This window comes from Methylocella sp. (assembly GCF_044226135.1).
GTDB lineage: Bacteria > Pseudomonadota > Alphaproteobacteria > Rhizobiales > Beijerinckiaceae > Methylocapsa.
Genome location: NZ_JBGAHM010000006.1, coordinates 110,827 through 128,872, shown reverse-complemented (window position 1 = coordinate 128,872; position 18,046 = coordinate 110,827). Strand labels below are relative to the sequence as shown.

The 18,046-nt window shown below is 68.9% G+C and carries 20 protein-coding genes; 9 read left to right on the top strand and 11 right to left on the bottom strand.

Annotated elements, in window-relative coordinates:
- Positions 1 to 39 precede the first annotated feature (39 nt).
- From ACILRB_RS05055 to ACILRB_RS05020, 8 genes are all read right to left on the bottom strand, one after another.
- Positions 40 to 495, bottom strand: coding sequence for a MaoC family dehydratase (locus tag ACILRB_RS05055; RefSeq protein WP_395665209.1), 456 nt, complete (start codon positions 493 to 495; stop codon positions 40 to 42).
- The gene (locus ACILRB_RS05050; protein ID WP_395665208.1) at positions 492 to 917 is read right to left on the bottom strand and encodes a hypothetical protein; all 426 of its coding nucleotides are present in this window, start codon (positions 915 to 917) and stop codon (positions 492 to 494) included. Before ACILRB_RS05050 ends, ACILRB_RS05055 begins: the two co-directional genes overlap by 4 nt.
- Positions 917 to 2,140, bottom strand: coding sequence for a beta-ketoacyl-[acyl-carrier-protein] synthase family protein (locus ACILRB_RS05045; RefSeq protein WP_395665207.1), 1,224 nt, complete (start codon positions 2,138 to 2,140; stop codon positions 917 to 919). The genes ACILRB_RS05050 and ACILRB_RS05045 overlap by 1 nt, the downstream gene beginning before the upstream one ends.
- A 1-nt stretch (position 2,141) precedes the next feature.
- Complete coding sequence (locus ACILRB_RS05040) at positions 2,142 to 2,411, bottom strand: acyl carrier protein (protein WP_395665206.1); 270 nt, start codon at positions 2,409 to 2,411, stop codon at positions 2,142 to 2,144.
- Positions 2,412 to 2,515: 104 nt separating this feature from the next.
- Positions 2,516 to 3,097, bottom strand: a complete 582-nt coding sequence (locus ACILRB_RS05035; protein ID WP_395665205.1) for a L,D-transpeptidase — start codon at positions 3,095 to 3,097, stop codon at positions 2,516 to 2,518.
- A 209-nt stretch (positions 3,098 to 3,306) separates the two neighbouring features.
- On the bottom strand, positions 3,307 to 5,244 hold the full coding sequence (acs, locus tag ACILRB_RS05030) for an acetate--CoA ligase (RefSeq protein WP_395665204.1): 1,938 nt from the start codon (positions 5,242 to 5,244) through the stop codon (positions 3,307 to 3,309).
- A gap of 125 nt (positions 5,245 to 5,369) precedes the next feature.
- Entirely contained in the window at positions 5,370 to 5,990 is a 621-nt protein-coding gene (locus tag ACILRB_RS05025; protein ID WP_395665203.1) for an invasion associated locus B family protein, read from the bottom strand.
- 183 nt (positions 5,991 to 6,173) lie between these two features.
- On the bottom strand, positions 6,174 to 6,869 hold the full coding sequence (locus ACILRB_RS05020; RefSeq protein ID WP_395665202.1) for a DUF1223 domain-containing protein: 696 nt from the start codon (positions 6,867 to 6,869) through the stop codon (positions 6,174 to 6,176).
- A gap of 381 nt (positions 6,870 to 7,250) precedes the next feature.
- Between ACILRB_RS05020 and ACILRB_RS05015 the strand changes: the two genes are divergently transcribed.
- From ACILRB_RS05015 to ACILRB_RS05005, 3 genes are read left to right on the top strand one after another with little or no spacing between them, the layout of a single operon-like run.
- Positions 7,251 to 7,877 carry a LemA family protein gene (locus ACILRB_RS05015; protein WP_395665213.1) on the top strand — a complete coding sequence of 209 codons (627 nt, stop codon included), beginning with the start codon at positions 7,251 to 7,253 and terminating at the stop codon, positions 7,875 to 7,877.
- A 12-nt stretch (positions 7,878 to 7,889) separates the two neighbouring features.
- Positions 7,890 to 8,738 (top strand): TPM domain-containing protein, encoded by an 849-nt coding sequence (locus tag ACILRB_RS05010; protein WP_395665201.1) that lies wholly within the window; start codon positions 7,890 to 7,892, stop codon positions 8,736 to 8,738.
- A 12-nt stretch (positions 8,739 to 8,750) separates the two neighbouring features.
- Entirely contained in the window at positions 8,751 to 9,359 is a 609-nt protein-coding gene (locus ACILRB_RS05005; RefSeq protein WP_395665200.1) for a TPM domain-containing protein, read from the top strand.
- A 125-nt stretch (positions 9,360 to 9,484) separates the two neighbouring features.
- On the opposite strand, the gene ACILRB_RS05000 is transcribed toward ACILRB_RS05005, so the two are convergent.
- Together ACILRB_RS05000 and cpdR are read right to left on the bottom strand one after the other, a co-directional pair.
- Positions 9,485 to 10,630 (bottom strand): lytic murein transglycosylase, encoded by a 1,146-nt coding sequence (locus ACILRB_RS05000; protein ID WP_395665212.1) that lies wholly within the window; start codon positions 10,628 to 10,630, stop codon positions 9,485 to 9,487.
- Positions 10,631 to 10,906: 276 nt separating this feature from the next.
- The gene (gene cpdR, locus ACILRB_RS04995) at positions 10,907 to 11,329 is read right to left on the bottom strand and encodes a cell cycle two-component system response regulator CpdR (RefSeq protein WP_395665199.1); all 423 of its coding nucleotides are present in this window, start codon (positions 11,327 to 11,329) and stop codon (positions 10,907 to 10,909) included.
- A gap of 340 nt (positions 11,330 to 11,669) precedes the next feature.
- Here cpdR and ACILRB_RS04990 point away from each other — a divergent pair, with 340 nt between their 5' ends.
- Positions 11,670 to 12,644 (top strand): N-formylglutamate amidohydrolase, encoded by a 975-nt coding sequence (locus tag ACILRB_RS04990; protein ID WP_395665198.1) that lies wholly within the window; start codon positions 11,670 to 11,672, stop codon positions 12,642 to 12,644.
- Between the two features lie 30 nt (positions 12,645 to 12,674).
- Here ACILRB_RS04990 and ACILRB_RS04985 read toward each other — a convergent pair whose 3' ends face one another.
- Complete coding sequence (locus ACILRB_RS04985; RefSeq protein WP_395665197.1) at positions 12,675 to 13,226, bottom strand: invasion associated locus B family protein; 552 nt, start codon at positions 13,224 to 13,226, stop codon at positions 12,675 to 12,677.
- A 305-nt stretch (positions 13,227 to 13,531) separates the two neighbouring features.
- Between ACILRB_RS04985 and coxB the strand changes: the two genes are divergently transcribed.
- The 5 genes from coxB to ACILRB_RS04960 are packed head-to-tail and all read left to right on the top strand — an operon-like array spanning position 13,532 to position 18,010.
- Positions 13,532 to 14,458: a cytochrome c oxidase subunit II gene (gene coxB, locus ACILRB_RS04980; protein WP_395665196.1), complete on the top strand. Its 927-nt coding sequence runs from the start codon at positions 13,532 to 13,534 to the stop codon at positions 14,456 to 14,458.
- A 41-nt stretch (positions 14,459 to 14,499) separates the two neighbouring features.
- Positions 14,500 to 16,173, top strand: a complete 1,674-nt coding sequence (gene ctaD, locus ACILRB_RS04975; RefSeq protein WP_395665195.1) for a cytochrome c oxidase subunit I — start codon at positions 14,500 to 14,502, stop codon at positions 16,171 to 16,173.
- A gap of 46 nt (positions 16,174 to 16,219) precedes the next feature.
- Positions 16,220 to 17,164, top strand: a complete 945-nt coding sequence (locus ACILRB_RS04970) for a heme o synthase (RefSeq protein ID WP_395665194.1) — start codon at positions 16,220 to 16,222, stop codon at positions 17,162 to 17,164.
- Positions 17,161 to 17,382 (top strand): hypothetical protein, encoded by a 222-nt coding sequence (locus ACILRB_RS04965; protein ID WP_395665193.1) that lies wholly within the window; start codon positions 17,161 to 17,163, stop codon positions 17,380 to 17,382. Before ACILRB_RS04970 ends, ACILRB_RS04965 begins: the two co-directional genes overlap by 4 nt.
- Before the next feature lie 10 nt (positions 17,383 to 17,392).
- Positions 17,393 to 18,010, top strand: a complete 618-nt coding sequence (locus ACILRB_RS04960; protein WP_395665192.1) for a cytochrome c oxidase assembly protein — start codon at positions 17,393 to 17,395, stop codon at positions 18,008 to 18,010.
- Positions 18,011 to 18,046 lie beyond the last annotated feature (36 nt).

Here is an 18,046-nt window from a genome sequence, read left to right as displayed (position 1 = left end):
ACGAGGACGGAGCGCGCCGCCATGTCTAGGACGCCGCCGTCAAAGCGCCATGGCGGCGCGCGCCTCAGGGCGCGGCCCGGCGCGCACGAGCGCCTCGCCGAGGGCGGCGAGATCGCCGTTCGCGCCGTCGGCCTGAACGCCATGCGCCATGACGCGCAGCAGGGCCGGTTCGCCGGGCGCGGCCGACGCCCGTGCGACGCGGCCGCTCACGCGGATCGTTCCGCCCACGCTCACGGGGCGCAGGAATTTGGCCGAAAGGCGCAAAATCTCGATGGGCTCCAGCCAGCCGCGCAGCGCCGGCTCGAACAGGCTCATGGTCAGCACGCCATGGACGGGCGGCGCCTGAAGCCCCGCCGCCGCCGCGACCGCGGCGTCGAGATGCAGCGGATTGTCGTCGCCCGACGCCGCGGCGTAGGCCAGAAGATGCGCGGCCTCCACCGGGCCGAAATCGACCGGGCCGAAGGCTTCGCCCACGGCGAAGTTCCGCCCGCTCACGGCCGGCCCTCGACGGGCACGAGGCGCAGCACGGCTTCAAAACTCGCGCAGGGCGCGCCGGAAAGGTCGCTGATCGCGGCGGCCACGGTCAGGCGTTCCGGCCCATGCGTGCGCGTGAAGACGAAGTTCGCGACATAATCGGCGCCGGACGCGAGCGGCCGCTCATAGGCGAAGCTCTGCCCCTCATGCACGGGCAGAACGCCCGCGCCCATCATGCGCGTGAGCGCGGGCCGCAGCTCCGGCAGAGTCAGCCAGCGGAAGGGATAGGTCGCGGGGACGGCGTCCGCCCCGGGATCCGCGTCAGCGCCGAGGGCGATTGCGCGGCGGAAGGCGGCGACGCTGTCCGCGTCGGCGCGCAGCGGCACGGCGTCGAGGCGCAGCTCCTCGGGCGCGCCGGCGGCCAGCGTCTCCTGCGCGTGCATCAGGCGGCCTCGAGGCGGCGCACGACGAGGGCGGCGTTGATCCCGCCGAAAGCGAAAGAGTTCGACAGCGCCGTGTCGATGCGCGTCGGCCGCGCCTCGTTCGGCACGGCGTCGATCGGGCATTTGGCGTCGGGCTCGCGCCAGTTGATGGTCGGCGGGGCGACATTCTCGGCGAGCGCGCCGAGCGTGACCACGAGTTCGAGCGCGCCGCCGGCGCCAAGCCCATGGCCGTGGATCGGCTTCGTCGAAGAAATCGGCAGATGCGGCAGCCGCGCGCCGAAAATGCGCCCGAGCGCCTCGGCTTCGGTCGCGTCATTGACCGTGGTGCCGGTGCCATGGGCGTTGACGTAATCGATCTCGTCGGGCGCGACGCCGGCGTCGGCGAGTGCGAGGCGCATGCATTCGGCGGCGCCATGGGCGTCGGGACGCACCTGGTCCTTGGCGTCGGCGGTCGTGCCATAGCCGGCGAGTTCGGCGAGCGGCGTCGCGCCGCGCGCCCGCGCAATCTCCTCGGCCTCGAGGATGAAGACGCCGGCGCCGGCGCCGAGCGTCATGCCGTTGCGCCCTTTCGAGAAGGGGCGGCAGAAATCGGGCGTCAGCACGCGCAGCGCCTCCCAGGCCAGCATGGAGCTGTTGGTCACGCAGTCTTCGGTGCCGCCGACGATGGCGCGGTCGACGAGGCCGGCGCGGATCATCTGGGCGCCGAGGCCGATCGCCTGCGTCGCCGAGGAGCAGGCGCTGGCCACCGCGAAACAGGGCCCCTGCGCGCCGAAGCGGATCGAAATGTTCGACGGCGGCGAGCTCGGGATCAGGCGCGGCACTGTGAGCGGGGTCGGACGGCCCTGTTCGACGAGGGCGAGATGCAGCCCGTCCTCGATCGTGTGCATGCCGCCGACGCCGGTGCCGATGATCGAGGCCGTGCGCGGCCCCATCGGCTCGGCGCGCGTGAGGCCCGCCTGCGCGACCGCCTCGTCGGCGGCGACGAGCAGATATTGCGTGACCGGATCGCAGAACGGCAGAAGCTCGGCTTCGAGACGGGCGGCGGGATCGAAATCGCGCACCTGGGCCGAGATCTTGATGCGGCCGCGATAGGGCCGGTTGAACTGCGTCTCGCCGACGCAGGAGCGTCCGTCGCGGGCGGCGCGCCAGAGCGCCTGCGCTCCGACTCCCGCCGCGGACACGGCTCCCATGCCGGTGACGACGACCCGGCGTCGCTCTGTCATGTCAGGATTTTTCTTTGATGATATAGGCGGCGATGGCGTCGATCAGGCTCTTGATGTCCTTGGCCTCGTGGAACGGCCCGTCCATCGGGATGTAGACGTCGAACTTGTCCTCGATCGCGGTCAGGATCATCACGATGTCGATGGACTTGAGGTCGAGGCTTTCGATCGTCGCGTCGGGCGTGACCTTTTCACGGTCGATCATCCCTTCCTTGCAGATCACCTCGACGATCTGGTCGACGAGATCAGACTGATCAAGCGCCTTCGTGTCCAACCGTTTTCTCCCAGAGCCCGGCGCGGGAACGCGGCACGCGCAGCGCGCCCTCCCGCGTCATTTAAGCCAAAGGCCTTCGGAAATAAAGCCCGATCGCCTTCGCCTCAGGGCAAGGCCACGACGCGCGTCCCGACCCTCACCCGGCCGAACAGGTCGACGACGTCCTCGTCGTACATGCGGATGCATCCGTAAGAGGCCGCCGCGCCGATGGATTTGCGCATCGCCTTCGACGTGCCGTGGATGGCGAGCTCGTCACGCCCGAGCATGAGCGCGGCGGCGCCCATGGGATTGCGCGGCGAGCCGCCCGGAATGAAGCGCGCGACGCCCGGATGGTCGCGCCGCACGTCGGCGGGCGCGGTCCAGGAGGGCCGCAGATATTTGCCTTCGATGAAGGTCTCGCCGAGCCAGCCCCTGCCCGTGCGGCCGACCGCGACGCGGTAGCGGATCGCCCTGCCCTCGCCCGCGACGAAATAGAGCATGCGCTCGCCCTGGCGGATGACGATGACGCCCGCGGGATAGGCGTGCGGGAACGGGACGAGATCGCGCGAAGCGGCCGGCCCCGCGGCGGCGGCCGCGAGCGTCGCCGCCGCGGCGCGCAGGGCCGCCCCGGCGCGAGACTTCAGGACGTCAGGCTTCAGGACGCCGGAGAAAAAGCCCGATCCGCCGCAACGCACGCCGTTTCGCATCGCCCGTCGTCCTCGTGGGACAGGAAATCAGGGCGTGAAAAGGCTTCGCCCTCGCCATGCGGGAGCCTCGCGCGGCGGCGCAAATTTGCGCTGAAGCGCCGTGCGGGTCCAAAACCCGGCGCAAAAATGCGGCGCCTGTGTGGCTTTGGCGCCGCAGCCGTCAGGGGGAGGAAGACGCGCGGCGGACGACCGCCGCGCGGAAGACGCCGTCAGCCGGCGCGGTCGCGGATGAGGTCGTCGACGACCGTCGGATCGGCGAGCGTCGAGGTGTCGCCAAGCGCCGAAAACTCCTTCTCGGCGATCTTGCGCAGGATGCGGCGCATGATCTTGCCGGAGCGGGTCTTGGGCAGGCCGGGGGCGAAATGGACGATGTCGGGCGAGGCGATCGGCCCGATGTCCTTGCGCACCCAGGAGATCAGCTCCTTGCGCAGCTCGTCGCTCGGTTCGACGCCGGTCATCAGCGTGACATAGGCGTAGATGCCCTGCCCCTTGAGGTCGTGCGGATAGCCGACGACGGCGGCTTCGGCCACTTTCTCATGGGCGACGAGCGAGCTTTCGACCTCGGCCGTGCCGAGGCGGTGGCCCGAGACGTTGATGACGTCGTCGACGCGGCCGGTGATCCAGTAATAGCCGTCCTCGTCGCGGCGGCAGCCGTCGCCGGTGAAATATTTGCCCGGATAGGCCGAGAAATAGGACTGCACGAAGCGTTCGTGGTCATTGTAGAGCGTGCGCATCTGCGAGGGCCAGGAATCGGCGATGACGAGATTGCCGGTGCAGGCGCCTTCGAGCACCTCGCCCTGCGCGTCGACCACCTGCGGCTGGACGCCGAAGAAGGGATTCGTCGCGGAGCCGGGCTTCAGCGGGGTCGCGCCGGGCAGCGGGCTGATCAGGATCGACCCCGTCTCGGTCTGCCACCAGGTGTCGACGATCGGGCAGCGCTCGTCGCCGACGACGCGGTAGTACCACTCCCAGGCTTCGGGGTTGATCGGCTCGCCGACCGAGCCGAGCAGGCGCAGGCTCTTGCGGCTCGACGTCTTCACGGCCTCGTCGCCCGAGCCCATGAGCGAGCGGATGGCGGTCGGGGCGGTGTAGAAGATGTTGACCTGGTGCTTGTCGATCACGTCCCAGAAGCGGGAGACGGTCGGATAGGTCGGCACGCCCTCGAACATGACCGTGATCGCGCCATTGGCGAGCGGGCCGTAGACGATATAGCTGTGGCCGGTGACCCAGCCGACGTCGGCCGTGCACCAGTAGACGTCGCCCGGGCGGTAATTGAAGATGTACTGATGCGTCATGGACGCGCCGACGAGATAGCCGCCGGTGGTGTGGACGACGCCCTTCGGCGCGCCGGTCGAGCCCGAGGTGAACAGGATGAACAGCGGATCCTCGGCGTTCATCGGCTCGGGCTCGCAGTCGGTCGAGACCTTGGCCATGGCCTCGTCGAGCCACACGTCGCGGCCGTCGACCCAGGCGACCTTGCCGCCGGTGCGGCGCACGACCAGCATCGTCTCGACGATGCCGCCGACCTTCTTGATGGCGGCGTCGGCGTTGAGCTTGAGCGGCACCTTGCGCCCGCCGCGCAGGCCTTCGTCGGAGGTGATGACGAGCTTGGACTTGCAGCCCTCGATGCGGCCGGCGAGCGAATCGGCCGAGAAGCCGCCGAACACGATCGAATGGATCGCGCCGATGCGGGCGCAGGCCAGCATGGCGTAGGCGGCCTCGGGAATCATCGGCAGGTAGATGGTCACCGTGTCGCCCTTGGCGACGCCGTGCTGCTTCAGCACATTGGCGAGGCGGCAGACCTGCTCATGCAGCTCGCGATAGGTGATATGGCGCGAATCGGAGGGGTCGTCGCCCTCAAAAATAATGGCGGTCTGGTCGCCCTTCGAGGCGAGATGGCGGTCGACGCAGTTCATGGAGACGTTGGTGACGCCGTCCTCGAACCATTTGATCGAGACGTTGTGCGGATCGAAGGAGGTGTTCTTGACCCTGGTGTAAGGCTTGATCCAGTCGATGCGCTTGCCGTGCTCGCCCCAGAAGGTCTCGGGGTCGCTCACCGACTGCTCATACATCGCCTTGTATTTGGCGGCGTCGACATAGGCTGTCTGCGCCCACTCCGTGGAGACGGGATAGACCTTGTCCGACATATGTTTTTCCTCCCCCGGCGCTTTGCGCGCCTCATGGCCCGAACGTGAGTATGCGCCATTGAAGCGCCGTCTTCAAAGCGCTTCCGGCGTCTATTTTTTGAAGCGTTTTCAACGCCTGCGCCCCGTTATGGGCAATCTTTTTGGACTTTGTCCAAGGCCTGCGATATCCCCGAAAGGGAGTAGGTGTCGGTCGTGACGTTGCCCTTGGCCGAAGCCGCCTTGACGGTCAGCTTGGCGCCTTTCTTCAGCGCCTCGACGAATTGCGGCTCCTCGGCGGCGCTCTTGATCCAGGCGTTGGCCCCCTTGGGCGCGAGGGCGAAAGTCGTTCCGCCGATCTCGGCCTTGGGGTCCGACCCGTCCTTGATCGCAAAGCCCATGATGATGGAGACCTCGCCGCGCACCTTCTCGCCCGGCCGGTAGGAAATGAACACATAGGCCGGATCGCGCTTCAGGCGGGCGGGCGCCCGCTCCTTCGGCGTCGCCAGCGCATAGCAGGTCTTGTCCTTGCCGCTCATCGCGGTGAACGCCGCCCAGTCGCCAAACGTGCCGACCTGCTGCGGCTTGCCGGCCTTTTTCGAATCGTCGGACTTCTCGTCCTTGGCGCCGTGCTTCTTGCTCGCCTCGGCGACGACGATGCGCGCGTTTTTCGGCGCGGCGGCGCGCGCGTCCTGCGGCGCCGCCAGGGCTCCGGCGCCCGCGAGCGCGAAAGAAAGAAAGGCGGCGCCGGCCGCGATGCGGAGGGTCATGGCTGTGAAAGGCTCCTCAGGTGTCCCTGGCGTCGGAAGGATTGAAGACGCCGAAAGCGCGTCGAAGCGTCCGCCGACGCTTATAGGCCGCAAGCTCAAGCGGCGGAAGAGCGACGGAGCGGCGCGCCGGCGGCGCGAAAGGAGATGGCGCGAAAGGCGGCGACGGACGGCGCCGGGCGAAAGCTAGAAGCCGGCGGATTTGACGGCGCCGAGAATCGCCCCCGGCCGGCCGAACGACCCCTTTTGCAGGAGCACGACATAGCCTTCGCCGTCGCCGCGCGTGTCGGGCGCGCGAAAGCTCGCGGGCGCGCCGCTCCAGCCGCCGAGATTGGAGATCTGCCGCACGACGTTGGTGTAGACGATCCTGCGGCCGGCGTTCTCGCCCCGCCCGATCTGCACCGCCGCCGACCGCAGCACCTTGACGAGCACCACGTCGGCCGGACCGGCCCCCTCGCCGACGTCGACGACGACGAAGCCGTCGGCCGCGGCGGCGCGCAGCGAGCCGACCGTCATGGCGCCGTCGCGCCCGCGCGTCGCGCTCGCGGCCTGCTCGATCTCCTTGCGGTCGCTGCCGACGACGCCGACGAGCCCGTTGACGATCGCCTGCGGCGTATAGGCGTGACGTTCGCCGAGCACGCCCGCATAGGCGCGCTGGCGCGCCGCGAAGCCCGGCTGGGCGAACGTGTCCTTCCAGCCGATATAATCCCAGTAATCGACCGGAAGGGAGACGGCGGCGATCTCCGGGCGGCGCGAGAGCGCCGCGAGCAGGGCGTCGGCGGGCGGACAGAACGCGCAGCCCTGGCTCGTATAAAGCTCGATCACGCTGGAGACGGACGTGAAGGACGAGCCCGCCAGCGCCGGCCCCACGCCCGCCGACAACAAAAGCGCCGCGGCCAGAAAGTCGCGCCGGCGGCCTCGATGACGAAAAGACGATAGAACGCTGTCGACAAAAACCATTTATTGCGCCGTCATCATCGTCGTCTCGGGACATCTTGAAAGGAAATTCAGGCGACACTACTGCGCCGCCGCAACGGCGCCAGTCAATTCGCGTTTATCCTCGACCGCCGCGGGCCTCGCCGCGACGGCGCCCTGCGTAGTCGCCGCAAAAGCGCCGGGCGCCCCGCCGCGCGAGGCTTTCGCCGGCCCCTGCGATCGTTTATCAGCTTGGATGCGGGGCTGCGGCGCAAACGCCGGCCTCCTGCGCGCTGGAAGACAGGACAGGTTGCGCGGAAAACGGGACAGGAGATCGGACCCATGGCCATTTTCGCCCAGACCACGGCCCGCGGCGCGTCCGCCGGTTTCCTGAGCGCGGCGAAGCTCGTCGGCGCGGCCCTCCTCGCGCTCGCCCTCGCCGGCTGCGGCTACAACACGATTCCGACCCAGGAGGAAGCCGCCAAGGCGGCCTGGGCCGAGGTGCAGAACCAGTATCAGCGGCGCGCCGACCTCGTGCCCAATCTCGTGGCGACGGTGCGCGGCTACGCCCAGCACGAGCAGGACACGCTGAAGGCCGTCGTCGACGCGCGTGCGAAAGCGACCTCGGTCACGATCGACGCTTCGCAGATCACCGACCCCGAAAAGCTGCGCCAGTTCCAGGAGGCGCAGGCCCAGCTATCGGGCGCGCTCGGCCGCCTGCTCGCGGTCAGCGAGAACTATCCCGACCTCAAGGCCAACCAGAATTTCCTCGCGCTGCAATCGCAGCTCGAAGGCACGGAGAACCGCATCGCCGTCGCGCGGCGCGACTTCATCCGGGCGGCGCAGACCTACAACACCACGCTGCAGACCTTCCCGACGATTCTCTGGGCGAAGACGGCGTTCGCCGGCAAGCAGCCGATCGCGCCCTTCGCCGCCGCCGAGGCCGCGCAGACCGCTCCCCAAGTCAAATTCTGAGCGGGCGCGGCGTTGCGCGCCCCGGCTCTCGCGGCGCAGGCGGCGCGGCGCCTTCTGGGCGCGGCGCTGGTTCTTCTCGCCCTCGCGGCGGCGGCCGCGGCCTATGATTTTCCAAAGCTCTCGGGCCGCGTCGTCGACGCCGCCGGCGTCATCCCGGCGCCGGCGCGGACCGCGCTCGCGCAAAAGCTCGCGGCGCTCGAAGAAAAATCAGGGATTCAGCTCGTCGTCGCCACCGTTCCCTCGCTCGAGGGCGACGAGATCGAGCCCTACGCCAACGCGCTGTTTCGCGCCTGGGGCCTTGGCGAGAAGGACAGGAACAACGGCGTCCTCATGCTCGTCGCGCCAAACGAGAAGCGCGTGCGCATCGAGGTCGGCTACGGGCTCGAAGGGACGCTGACCGACGCGCTGTCGCGGGTCGTCATCGCCAACGCCATGGCGCCGCGCTTCAAGGCTGGAGACTTCGGCGGCGGGATCGAGCGCGGCGTCGACGACGTGATCACCATCCTGACGACCGATTCGGCCGAATGGGAGAAGCGGCCCGACCTTCGGCTCGACCGCGCGCATGGGGCTGACGACGAGCTTATCCCCTTCATCTTCTTCGGGCTGTTCCTGATCGTCGTGTTCCTGATGCTGCGCGCGCCGCGGCGGCGCGCGCTTTCGAGCGACGATCCGCGCTGGGGCGATCCGCGCCGGGCGCAGACTCAGGCGTTCTGGGCCAATGTGCTCGGCTCGATGCTCGCGTCGGGCTCGCGCCGCGGCGGCGGCTTCGACGACTGGGGCGGCGGGGGCGGCGGCTTCGGCGGGGGATTTTCAGGCGGCGGCGGCTCGTCGGGCGGCGGCGGGGCCTCGGGCAGCTGGTAGGAGCAAAACGCCATGACGTTCACGGTCGAAGAGCAGCAACGCGTCAACGCGGCGATCGCGGAGGCCGAGAAGACGACCGACGGCGAGATCGTCTGCGTGCTGGCGCGCGCCTCCTCCGACTATCTCGCCTATGCGGTCGCCTGGGCGGCGCTGACCGCGCTCGCCGTCCCCTGGCCTCTCCTCGCCTTCACGCAGCTTTCGGTGCAGCAGATCCTGCTCGCGCAGATCGTCGTCTTCGCCGGCCTCTATCTCGCGCTGTCGCGCTCCGGCGTCGGCTGCCGGCTGGTGCCGAAGCCGGTGCGGCTCGAGCACGCCCATCGCGCCGCGCTCGAACAGTTCGTCACGCGCGGGCTGGCGCGACGGCGCAACCACGCCGCTGTGCTGATCTTCGTCTCGCTCGCCGAGCATTATGTGCGCGTCGTCGCCGACGACGGCGTCGCCGTGAAGGTCGACAAGCGCGTCTGGCAGGGCGCGGTCGACGCCCTGCTCGCCGCGATCAAATCGGGAGATCTCGCCGGCGGCTATGTCGAGGCGGTGAAGCGCTGCGGCGTGGTGCTCGCCGAGCATTTTCCGGCGGGCTCCGGCGGCGCGGAGCTGCCCGACAAGATCTATGTGATCTGAAGAGTCTCGCGCGGCGGGCGCGGGCTAGCGCGCGTCCGGACGTCATCAAGTCGCGAACGCGCGCTAACATTTTGTTTTTGCGCATTTTCTTAACGTAAAAGTCTGCACCTTCTACTGAAAATGCGCTATCGCCCGCGCGCCGCTTCGAGCACGGAGACGCTGGCGCGGCCGTCCGGCGTCATGCCGCGCTTCGACTGGAAGTCGGCGATCGCCTGCTTGGTCTTGGTTCCGACGACGCCGTCGGCCTTGCCGTCGAGGTCGTAGCCGCGCCGCATCAGCAGGGTCTGGAGCTCGCGCCGGTCGGCGCGCGACAGGCCGGGGTCCCGCGTCGGCCAGGGCGTGACGATCCCGCGCCCGCCGCGCAGCCGGTCGGACAGGAGGGCGATGGCCAGCGCATAGGACTCGGCGGCGTTATACGAGAAAATGGCGTCGAAGTTTCTGGTCACGAGAAAGGCCGGGCCGTTGGGGCCGGCGGGCAGCAGCAGCGCCGCCTGGCCCGCCCCGAGCGGGCGCCCGTCGATCCGCGTGATCCCGCGCGCCGCCCATTGCTCCATCGGCTGCCGGCCCTTGCGCCCCGAAGGCCCGGAATAGCCGGCCGGCAGGCGCACCTCGAAGCCCCAGGGCAGGCCCGTGGTCCAGCCGGCCTTGCGCAGATAGGCGGCGGTGGAGCCGAGCGCGTCGGGCACCGAATTGATCAGGTCGCGCCGCCCGTCGCCGTCCATGTCGACGGCGACGCGCAGGAAGGTCGAGGGCATGAACTGGGTGTGGCCGAAGGCGCCGGCCCAGGAGCCGGCGAACTGGTCGGGCCGCACGTCGCCGCGGTCGAGGATTTTCAGCGCGGCGAGGAATTCGGTGCGGAAATAGGCGGCGCGATAGTCGCCGCAGGAGAGCGTCGCCAGCGATTGGATCAGCGGCCGGTTGCCGAAGGCGCGGCCGTAATTGGATTCGACGCCCCAGACCGCGACGATGGTGGCGCCGTCGACGCCGAAGCGCTGCTCGGCGGCGGCGAGCGCCCGGCTCCACTGCGCCGCCATGGCGCGGCCGTCGGCGACGCGCTCCTCGTCGACGAGGCCCGCGAGATAGTCCCAGATCGGCGTCTTGAACTCGGGCTGGGCGCGGGCGAGGTCGAACACCTCGGGATTGGGCGCGAGGCCGGCCGTGGCGCGGTCGTAGGTCGCGGCCGACACGCCGCTCTTCAGCGCGCTTGGGCGGATCGCCGCAAGGCACGCCTCGAACGAGCCGGCGTGGGCTGGCGCCGCGCCCGCGAGCATGACGGCGAGCCCGAGCAGCCGCGGCGCGAGGCCGCGCCGGCCGCGGACCGTTGCGCGAGACAACGCCGGGGCGCGGGGCGGGACGGCGGCGCGAAAAAAGACGGCGGCGTCGGTCATGACGTCAAAATCCAGCGCGGCGCGGGCGGGCGCTGCGGCCGTTCCGCGCGAAAAGTCAGGGAGCCGCGCGCCCGGCCTTTCGGGAGCCCGGCGACAGGCGTCGCATGATAATGAAGGCCGGAGCGGCGCAAAAGGCGCTTTGGCGCGGCGCGCCCCGGCTCAGCCTTCGTTCTGCGCCTCGACCGGCGCGGCCAGCATGCGCTGCACCTCGTTGACGAGGTCGCGCAGGTGGAACGGCTTCGACAGCACCTTGGCCTGAGGCGGGGCGTTGTTGTCGGGGTTGAGGGCGACGGCGGCGAAGCCCGTGATGAACATCACCTTGATGTCCGGGTCGAGTTCGGTGGCGCGCCGGGCGAGCTCGATGCCGTCCATCTCGGGCATCACGATGTCGGTGAGGAGCAGTTCGAACGGCTCCTCGCGCAGGCGGCTGTAGGCCGAAAGCCCATTGTCGAAGGCGGCGACCTCGAAGCCGGCGTTCTGCAGCGCCTTGCCGAGAAAGCGGCGCATGTCTTCGTCGTCTTCGGCGAGCAGGATCTTGCCGAGCTGGAGTTTCGGCGGGGTCGTAAAGCGCATGTCGTTCATGAGAGCCTCGCAATGGAGCCCAAGCAGAAATCCAATCGGTAAAGATCCCATGAAGACTGCAGGCCGCGCCGCCTCTGTGCCGGCCCGGAAAGCCCGCGGCCGGCGTTTTTTCGGCGCCGTGGCGGATTTGCACGCCTTTTTCCAGCATAGCGGCGTTTTCGCGAAAATCGATTCCTGATTGCGCGGGCGCCGCAAATGCGGATGGACAGGGGCGCGCGGCCTTGGCAAAGTCGTGCGTCGTGGCGAAGCCCGCTGTCTTTTTACGCCCGCGCGCCGCGCACGATCGCCTCGCCCGACTCCTCGCCGGATTTCTTCGCCTGGCGGACCGCACGGAGCCCTCATGTCGTCTGCCCCCCCGTCGTCCGGCTCCTCCGCGCCCGCCGGCTGCGGCGCCTCATCGAGGGGCGAGCCCGTCTTCGGCGCGGGATATGAAGTGCTCGAGCCCGAGCGTCTTTCGTCGCCGCTCGTCTTTTCGTCGCCGCACTCGGGCCGGATCTATCCGTCGAGCTTTCTCACGCGGGCGCGGCTCGATCCGACCCAGTTGCGCCGCTCCGAGGACGCCTTCGTCGACCAGCTCTTCGCCGACTGTCTGAGCGTCGGCGCGCCCATGATCAAGGCGCTGTTCCCGCGCGCCTATCTCGACCTCAACCGCGAGCCCTACGAGCTCGACCCGCGCATGTTCGACGGGCGGCTGCCGCCCGGCGCCAACACGCGCTCGATCCGGGTCGCGGGCGGGCTCGGCACCATTCCGCGCGTCGTCGGCCAGGCCCAGGAGATCTATCGCGAGCGCCTGCCCGTGACCGAGGCGCTGCAGCGCATCGAGACGCTTTACCGGCCCTATCACGCAAGGCTCGCGGCGCTGCTCGACCGCGCCGAGCTCGCCTTTGGCTGCGCCGTCCTGATCGACTGCCACTCCATGCCGTCGGGACAGGCCGCCCCGGCCCATGGCGGCTTTTTCCGGCGCGACGAGCCTTCGGGCGAGCGCAAGGCGGATTTCGTGCTCGGCGACCGGCATGGGGCGAGCTGCGCGCCAATCTTTGTCGAAACCGCCGAGGCCGAGCTGCGCAGCCTCGGCTTCACCGTAGCCCGCAACAAGCCCTACGCCGGCGGCTACATCACCGAGCATTATGGCGCGCCGGGCGCAAACCGCCACGCGCTGCAGATCGAGATCGGCCGCGGCCTTTACATGGACGAGCAGGCGGTGGCGCCCCTGCCGCGCTTCGCCGAGATCAGGTCGGGGCTGAAGCGCGTCGCCGCCGCGCTCGCCATGGCCGCCGCGGCGCGCCTGCCGCTCTGCCGCGACGCCGCCGAATAGGCCGCCGGCGGCGCGAGGACGGCGCGCGGCTCAGGGCAGCGCGTCGAACCCTTCCTTGAAGCCGGACAGGGCGAGCGGAATGCCGACGCCTTCCTCCGGGGTCTGGAAGATGATGAAGGTGGCGTTGGTCCCGGCCTTCATCTGTTCGAGCAGCTTCGGCTCCATCACCACCTCGGCGACGCAGCCTGTCGGCAGGCAGCGCACGAAGCCGGCGCGGCCGACGTCGGCGTCGTCGATCTTGAGGCCGAGGCCCGAGGGCAGCAGCACGCCGAGCGGCGCGATGACCCGCAAAAGCCGGCTCTTGCCGTCGGCCGTCTTGAGCACGATCACCACGAGGTTGATGTTCGGCCGGTCCTCGGCGGCGACGCTCTGGAGCAGCGCGCATTGCTCCTTGGCGGCGCCGGCCGGCGTCTCGCAGCGCATCTCCCAGTCGCCGTGCTTGCTTTTGACCACGCCCTGCGCCTGCGCTCCGCCGCCCGTCGCCGCGACCAACGCCGCGCCGGCGAGCGCGAGGACGTGGGCCGGAGCGCGAAGGCGCGAGAAAAAAGCGCGCAGAAGATGAAACCCGTCGCCGTCGGCCATGTTCGCTCCGGTGGTTCTGTGGCGCCCCGGCCGCCGGGCCGGGCGACAGGGCGCGAGGGCGGACCTAGCAAATCGCGCCCCGGTGTCAAGTAAAGCCGCGCGTGGGCCGGCGTCGCGAGGCCCGCGCCGGCGATGTTGCGGCGCCGTGCCTTTTTGCCGCAGCCGCGAAGCCTCCCGGCCGGTTGCGCGCAATGCACAAATATGATTTTGAACTAACTTGGGCGTTTTTTGCGGCGCCCCTAGACGAGTTCAAAAGAAGGTGGTAGGCGCGGAGAACGAGCTGCGCAACCGGAGCCTTGACCGTCATGAGAGCTGCCCGCCAGGCCCCAAACGGCGTCTTCGATTTTTCTGGATTCCATCGTCTTCGGGCTGCGCGCGCGGCGGGCGGGGCCGCGCTCTGCCTTGTCGCTTCGGCTTGGACCGCGGCGGGCGCGCGGGCGCAGGAGGCCCGGCCGGGCGAGAGCTTCGCCGCCCCCGGACAGACGCATCTCATGGAGCCGGTCACGCCGATCGCCCAGGAAATGCATGTGTTCCACAATGCGATCCTGCTGCCGATCATCACCGCCATCTGCCTGTTCGTCCTCGCCCTTCTCGTCTGGATCATCTTCCGCTACCGCGAGTCGAAGCATCCGGTGGCCGCGCAGACGACGCATAATTCGCTGCTCGAAGTCGCCTGGACGGTCCTGCCGGTGATGGTCCTCGTCGTCATCGCCATCCCCTCCTTCCGGCTGCTGACGCACCAGCTCGTCGTGCCGCAGGCCGACGTCACCATGAAGGCGACCGGCAAGCAGTGGTTCTGGACCTATGACTACCCCAAGGACCAGGGCGGCGGCTTCTCCTTCGACTCCTACCTTGTCCCCGAAGCCGATCTGAAGCCCGGGCAGATCCGCCAGCTCTCGGTCGACAACGAAGCGGTGGTCCCCGTCGGCAAGACCGTGCACCTCCTCGTCACCTCGGCCGACGTGATCCATTCTCTCACCGTCCCCGCCTTCGGCATCCGCATCGACGCCGTGCCGGGCCGCATGAACGAGACCTGGTTCAGGGCCGAGCGCGAAGGGATCTATTATGGCCAGTGCTCCAAGATCTGCGGCAAGGACCACGCCTACATGCCGATCGCCTTCCGCGTCGTGAGCCAGGAGAAATACGCGGCCTGGCTCGCCGCGGCGGCCAAGAAATTCGCGGCCGCGCCGCAGGATGAAATCAGGCTGGCGGAGAACGGCGCGGCGCGCTGACGCCCAAAGCCGGACAACATGAATCTTTGAGGGAGGCGAGCATGGCGACGAGCGCCGCGGTCCATGAGGAGCACGGCCACCCGACCGGGTGGCGGCGCTGGCTCCTGTCGACCAACCATAAAGACATCGGCACGATGTATCTCATCTTCGGGATCGCGGCCGGCGTCTTCGGCGGAATTCTCTCGGTGCTGATGCGCATGGAGCTGCAGGAGCCGGGCGTCCAGATCTTCCCGGCGCTCGCCCGCATGCTGCAGGGCGCGGACCCCGATCTCGCCTTCGAGATGGGCAAGAACCTCTACAACGTCACCATCACCATGCACGGCATCGTCATGATCTTCTTCATGGTCATGCCGGCGCTCATCGGCGGCTTCGGCAACTGGTTCGTCCCGATCATGATCGGCGCGCCGGACATGGCCTTCCCGCGCATGAACAACATCTCGTTCTGGCTGCTTCCGGTGTCGTTCTCGCTCGGCTTCATCTCGCTGTTCGTCGAGGGCGCGCCGGGCATGCACGGCTTCGGCGGCGGCTGGGTGATGTATCCGCCGCTCTCGGCCAACACCGGCCATCCCGGCCCGTCGATGGACTTCATCATCCTCGCGCTGCATGTCGCCGGCGTCTCGTCGATCCTCGGCGCGATCAATTTCATCACCACCATCTTCAACATGCGCGCGCCGGGCATGACGCTGCACAAGATGCCGCTGTTCGCCTGGTCGGTGCTGGTCACGGCCTTCCTGCTGCTGCTCTCCCTGCCCGTGCTCGCCGGCGGCATCACCATGCTGCTGACCGACCGCAATTTCGGCACCACCTTCTTCGATCCGGCCGGCGGCGGCGACCCGCTGCTGTTCCAGCACCTGTTCTGGTTCTTCGGCCACCCGGAAGTCTATATCCTGATCCTTCCGGCCTTCGGCCTCATCAGCCACATCATCTCGACCTTCTCCAAGAAGCCGGTGTTCGGCTATCTCGGCATGGCCTACGCCATGGTGGCGATCGGCGCCGTCGGCTTCGTGGTGTGGGCGCACCACATGTTCACCGTCGGCCTGTCGCTCGACACGCAGCGCTATTTCGTCTTCGCCACCATGGTCATCGCGGTGCCGACCGGCGTGAAGATCTTCTCCTGGATCGCCACCATGTGGGGCGGCTCGATCTCCTTCCGCGCGCCGATGGTCTGGGCGACCGGCTTCATCCTGCTGTTCACCATCGGCGGCGTCACCGGCGTGGTGCTGGCCAACGCCGGCATCGACCGCGCCCTGCACGAGACCTATTACGTCGTGGCGCATTTCCACTACGTGCTCTCGCTCGGCGCGGTCTTCGCCCTGTTCGCCGGCTTCTACTACTGGTTCCCCAAGATGTCGGGCTACCTCTACAACGAGACTCTGGCCAAGACGCATTTCTGGCTGATGTTCATCGGCGTCAACCTCACCTTTTTCCCGCAGCATTTCCTCGGCCTCGCCGGCATGCCGCGACGCTACATCGACTATCCCGACGCCTACGCCCTGTGGAACCGGGTCTCGTCCTTCGGCTCCTATCTGTCGATGATCGGCGTCTTTCTGTTCCTTTACGTCGTCTATGACGCCTTCGCGCGGAAGCGCCTCGCCGGCGACAATCCGTGGGGCGTCGGCGCGACCACGCTCGAATGGACGGTGTCCTCGCCGCCGCCGTTCCACACCTTTGAAACCCTGCCGCGCATCACCGGCCCGGCCGACGCGCATCTGTGACGCGTCCGGCGGAAACGCCAGAAACCGGATCAGAACGGACGCCCCCATGAGCTTCGTCACCGAGGACGCCGTAGACCTTTCGATCTCCGCCGCGAGCCCCGGCGACTATCTCGCCCTGATGAAGCCGCGGGTGATGTCGCTCGTCGTCTTCACCGCCTTCACCGGCGTTCTCGTCGCGCCGAAGCCGGTCGATCCCGTCATCGGCTTCGCCTCGCTTCTCGCCATCGCGGCGGGCGCCGGCGCCGCGGGCGCGCTCAACATGTGGTATGACAGCGACATCGACGCGGTGATGCGGCGCACCCAGCGCCGCCCCATCCCGTCCGGCCGGGTGCCGCGCGAAAGCGCCCTCTCCTTCGGAATCGTGCTCGCGGCGCTGTCGGTGCTGACGCTCGGCTTCTGCGCCAACTGGGCGGCGGCGGCGCTGCTCGCCTTCACCATCTTCTTCTACGCCGTCGTCTACACCATGTGGCTGAAGCGCTCGACGCCGCAGAACATCGTCATCGGCGGCGCGGCCGGCGCCTTCCCGCCGATGGTCGGCTATCTCGCCGCGACGGGCGAGGTCAGCGCGGCGAGCCTCGCCCTGTTCGCGCTCATCTTCCTGTGGACGCCGCCGCATTTCTGGGCGCTCGCCCTCGTCAAGACCGGCGATTTCGCGCGCGCCGGCGTGCCCATGCTGCCGAATGTCGCCGGCCCCGACCGCACGCGGCGCGACATCCTGCTCTATACGATCGTCCTCGTTCCGGTCGGCGTGCTGCCCGCGCTCCTCGGCTTCGCCTCGGCGTTTTACGGCGTCCTCGCGGCGGCGCTTGGCGCGGTCATGCTGCTGCACGCGCTGCGCGTCTATCTGATCCGCGACGGCGAGGCGGCGAACCGCGCGGCGATGCGCATGTTCGGCTTTTCGATCGTCTATCTCTTCCTTCTCTTCGCCGCGATCGCCGTCGAGCGTCTCGCGGCCGTCGCCGCGCCGGGCCGGCTCTGGGGCGCGTCATGACCCATGACCCCCTCGAAGACGCGCGCGCCGAAGCGCCCGCTCCTGCGTCCGCCGCCCTGCCCGCGCCTCCGCGGCGCGTGCGGCTGACGCCGGAGCAGGAAAAGAGCCGGCGCCAGCGCAATCTGGCGATCGCGCTCGCGATCGGCTTCTTCGTCGTCCTGGTCTATGTCGTGACCATCGCCAAGCTTGGTCCCGGCGTCCTGCAGCGGCCGATCTAGGGAGACGCCGATGAGCGCGCCGGGACCGCAGACGCCAGAGGCCGCCGGCGCCGCGCGCCGCCAGCGCCGCGTCGCCTATGCGGCCGCGGCCGTGTGCGTCGCCATGCTCGGGCTCTCTTTCGCGGCGTCGCCGCTCTATCGGATGTTTTGCGCCGCGACCGGCTACGGCGGCACCACGCAGGTGGCGCACGCCGCGCCCGCGGCGCGTGGCGAACGCCAGATGACGGTGCGCTTTGACGCCAATGTCGCGCCGGGCCTGCCGTGGCGCTTCGAGCCGGAGACGACGCAGATCAGCCTGCGGCCCGGCCAGACGGCGACGGCGTTCTTCCGGGCGCAGAACCGCTCCGGAGCGCCCTTGGCGGCGATCGCCTCCTATAATGTAGGGCCCGACGGCGTCGGCGTCTATTTCAACAAGATCAGCTGCTTCTGCTTCGACGAGATCATGGTCGGGCCCGGCGAAACCGTCGAGCTGCCGGTCGTGTTCTTCCTCGATCCGGCGCTCGAAAAGGACAAGACGCTCGCCGGCGTCGAAACAGTCGTCCTGTCCTACACCGTGTTTCCGGCCAGGGCCGAGCGGACGAAGCAGAACGCCGCCCGCTTCGACAGGGCCGCGGGCGCGCCGCTCTGAAGCGGCCCGGCGCGAAAGCCTCCGGCTTTCGCGTCA

What these genes read in the sequence shown, in the direction of transcription:
- ACILRB_RS05050 (WP_395665208.1), bottom strand. Translation starts at nt 917, where the DNA reads ATGCACGCGCAGGAGACGCTGGCCGCCGGCGCGCCCGAGGAGCTGCGC.
- ACILRB_RS05045 (WP_395665207.1), bottom strand. Translation starts at nt 2,140, where the DNA reads ATGACAGAGCGACGCCGGGTCGTCGTCACCGGCATGGGAGCCGTGTCC.
- ACILRB_RS05035 (WP_395665205.1), bottom strand. Translation starts at nt 3,097, where the DNA reads ATGCGAAACGGCGTGCGTTGCGGCGGATCGGGCTTTTTCTCCGGCGTC.
- acs (WP_395665204.1), bottom strand. Translation starts at nt 5,244, where the DNA reads ATGTCGGACAAGGTCTATCCCGTCTCCACGGAGTGGGCGCAGACAGCC.
- ACILRB_RS05025 (WP_395665203.1), bottom strand. Translation starts at nt 5,990, where the DNA reads ATGACCCTCCGCATCGCGGCCGGCGCCGCCTTTCTTTCTTTCGCGCTC.
- ACILRB_RS05005 (WP_395665200.1), top strand. Translation starts at nt 8,751, where the DNA reads ATGACGTTCACGGTCGAAGAGCAGCAACGCGTCAACGCGGCGATCGCG.
- ACILRB_RS05000 (WP_395665212.1), bottom strand. Translation starts at nt 10,630, where the DNA reads ATGCTCGCGGGCGCGGCGCCAGCCCACGCCGGCTCGTTCGAGGCGTGC.
- cpdR (WP_395665199.1), bottom strand. Translation starts at nt 11,329, where the DNA reads ATGAACGACATGCGCTTTACGACCCCGCCGAAACTCCAGCTCGGCAAG.
- ACILRB_RS04990 (WP_395665198.1), top strand. Translation starts at nt 11,670, where the DNA reads ATGTCGTCTGCCCCCCCGTCGTCCGGCTCCTCCGCGCCCGCCGGCTGC.
- ACILRB_RS04985 (WP_395665197.1), bottom strand. Translation starts at nt 13,226, where the DNA reads ATGGCCGACGGCGACGGGTTTCATCTTCTGCGCGCTTTTTTCTCGCGC.
- coxB (WP_395665196.1), top strand. Translation starts at nt 13,532, where the DNA reads ATGAGAGCTGCCCGCCAGGCCCCAAACGGCGTCTTCGATTTTTCTGGA.
- ctaD (WP_395665195.1), top strand. Translation starts at nt 14,500, where the DNA reads ATGGCGACGAGCGCCGCGGTCCATGAGGAGCACGGCCACCCGACCGGG.
- ACILRB_RS04970 (WP_395665194.1), top strand. Translation starts at nt 16,220, where the DNA reads ATGAGCTTCGTCACCGAGGACGCCGTAGACCTTTCGATCTCCGCCGCG.
- ACILRB_RS04965 (WP_395665193.1), top strand. Translation starts at nt 17,161, where the DNA reads ATGACCCATGACCCCCTCGAAGACGCGCGCGCCGAAGCGCCCGCTCCT.
- ACILRB_RS04960 (WP_395665192.1), top strand. Translation starts at nt 17,393, where the DNA reads ATGAGCGCGCCGGGACCGCAGACGCCAGAGGCCGCCGGCGCCGCGCGC.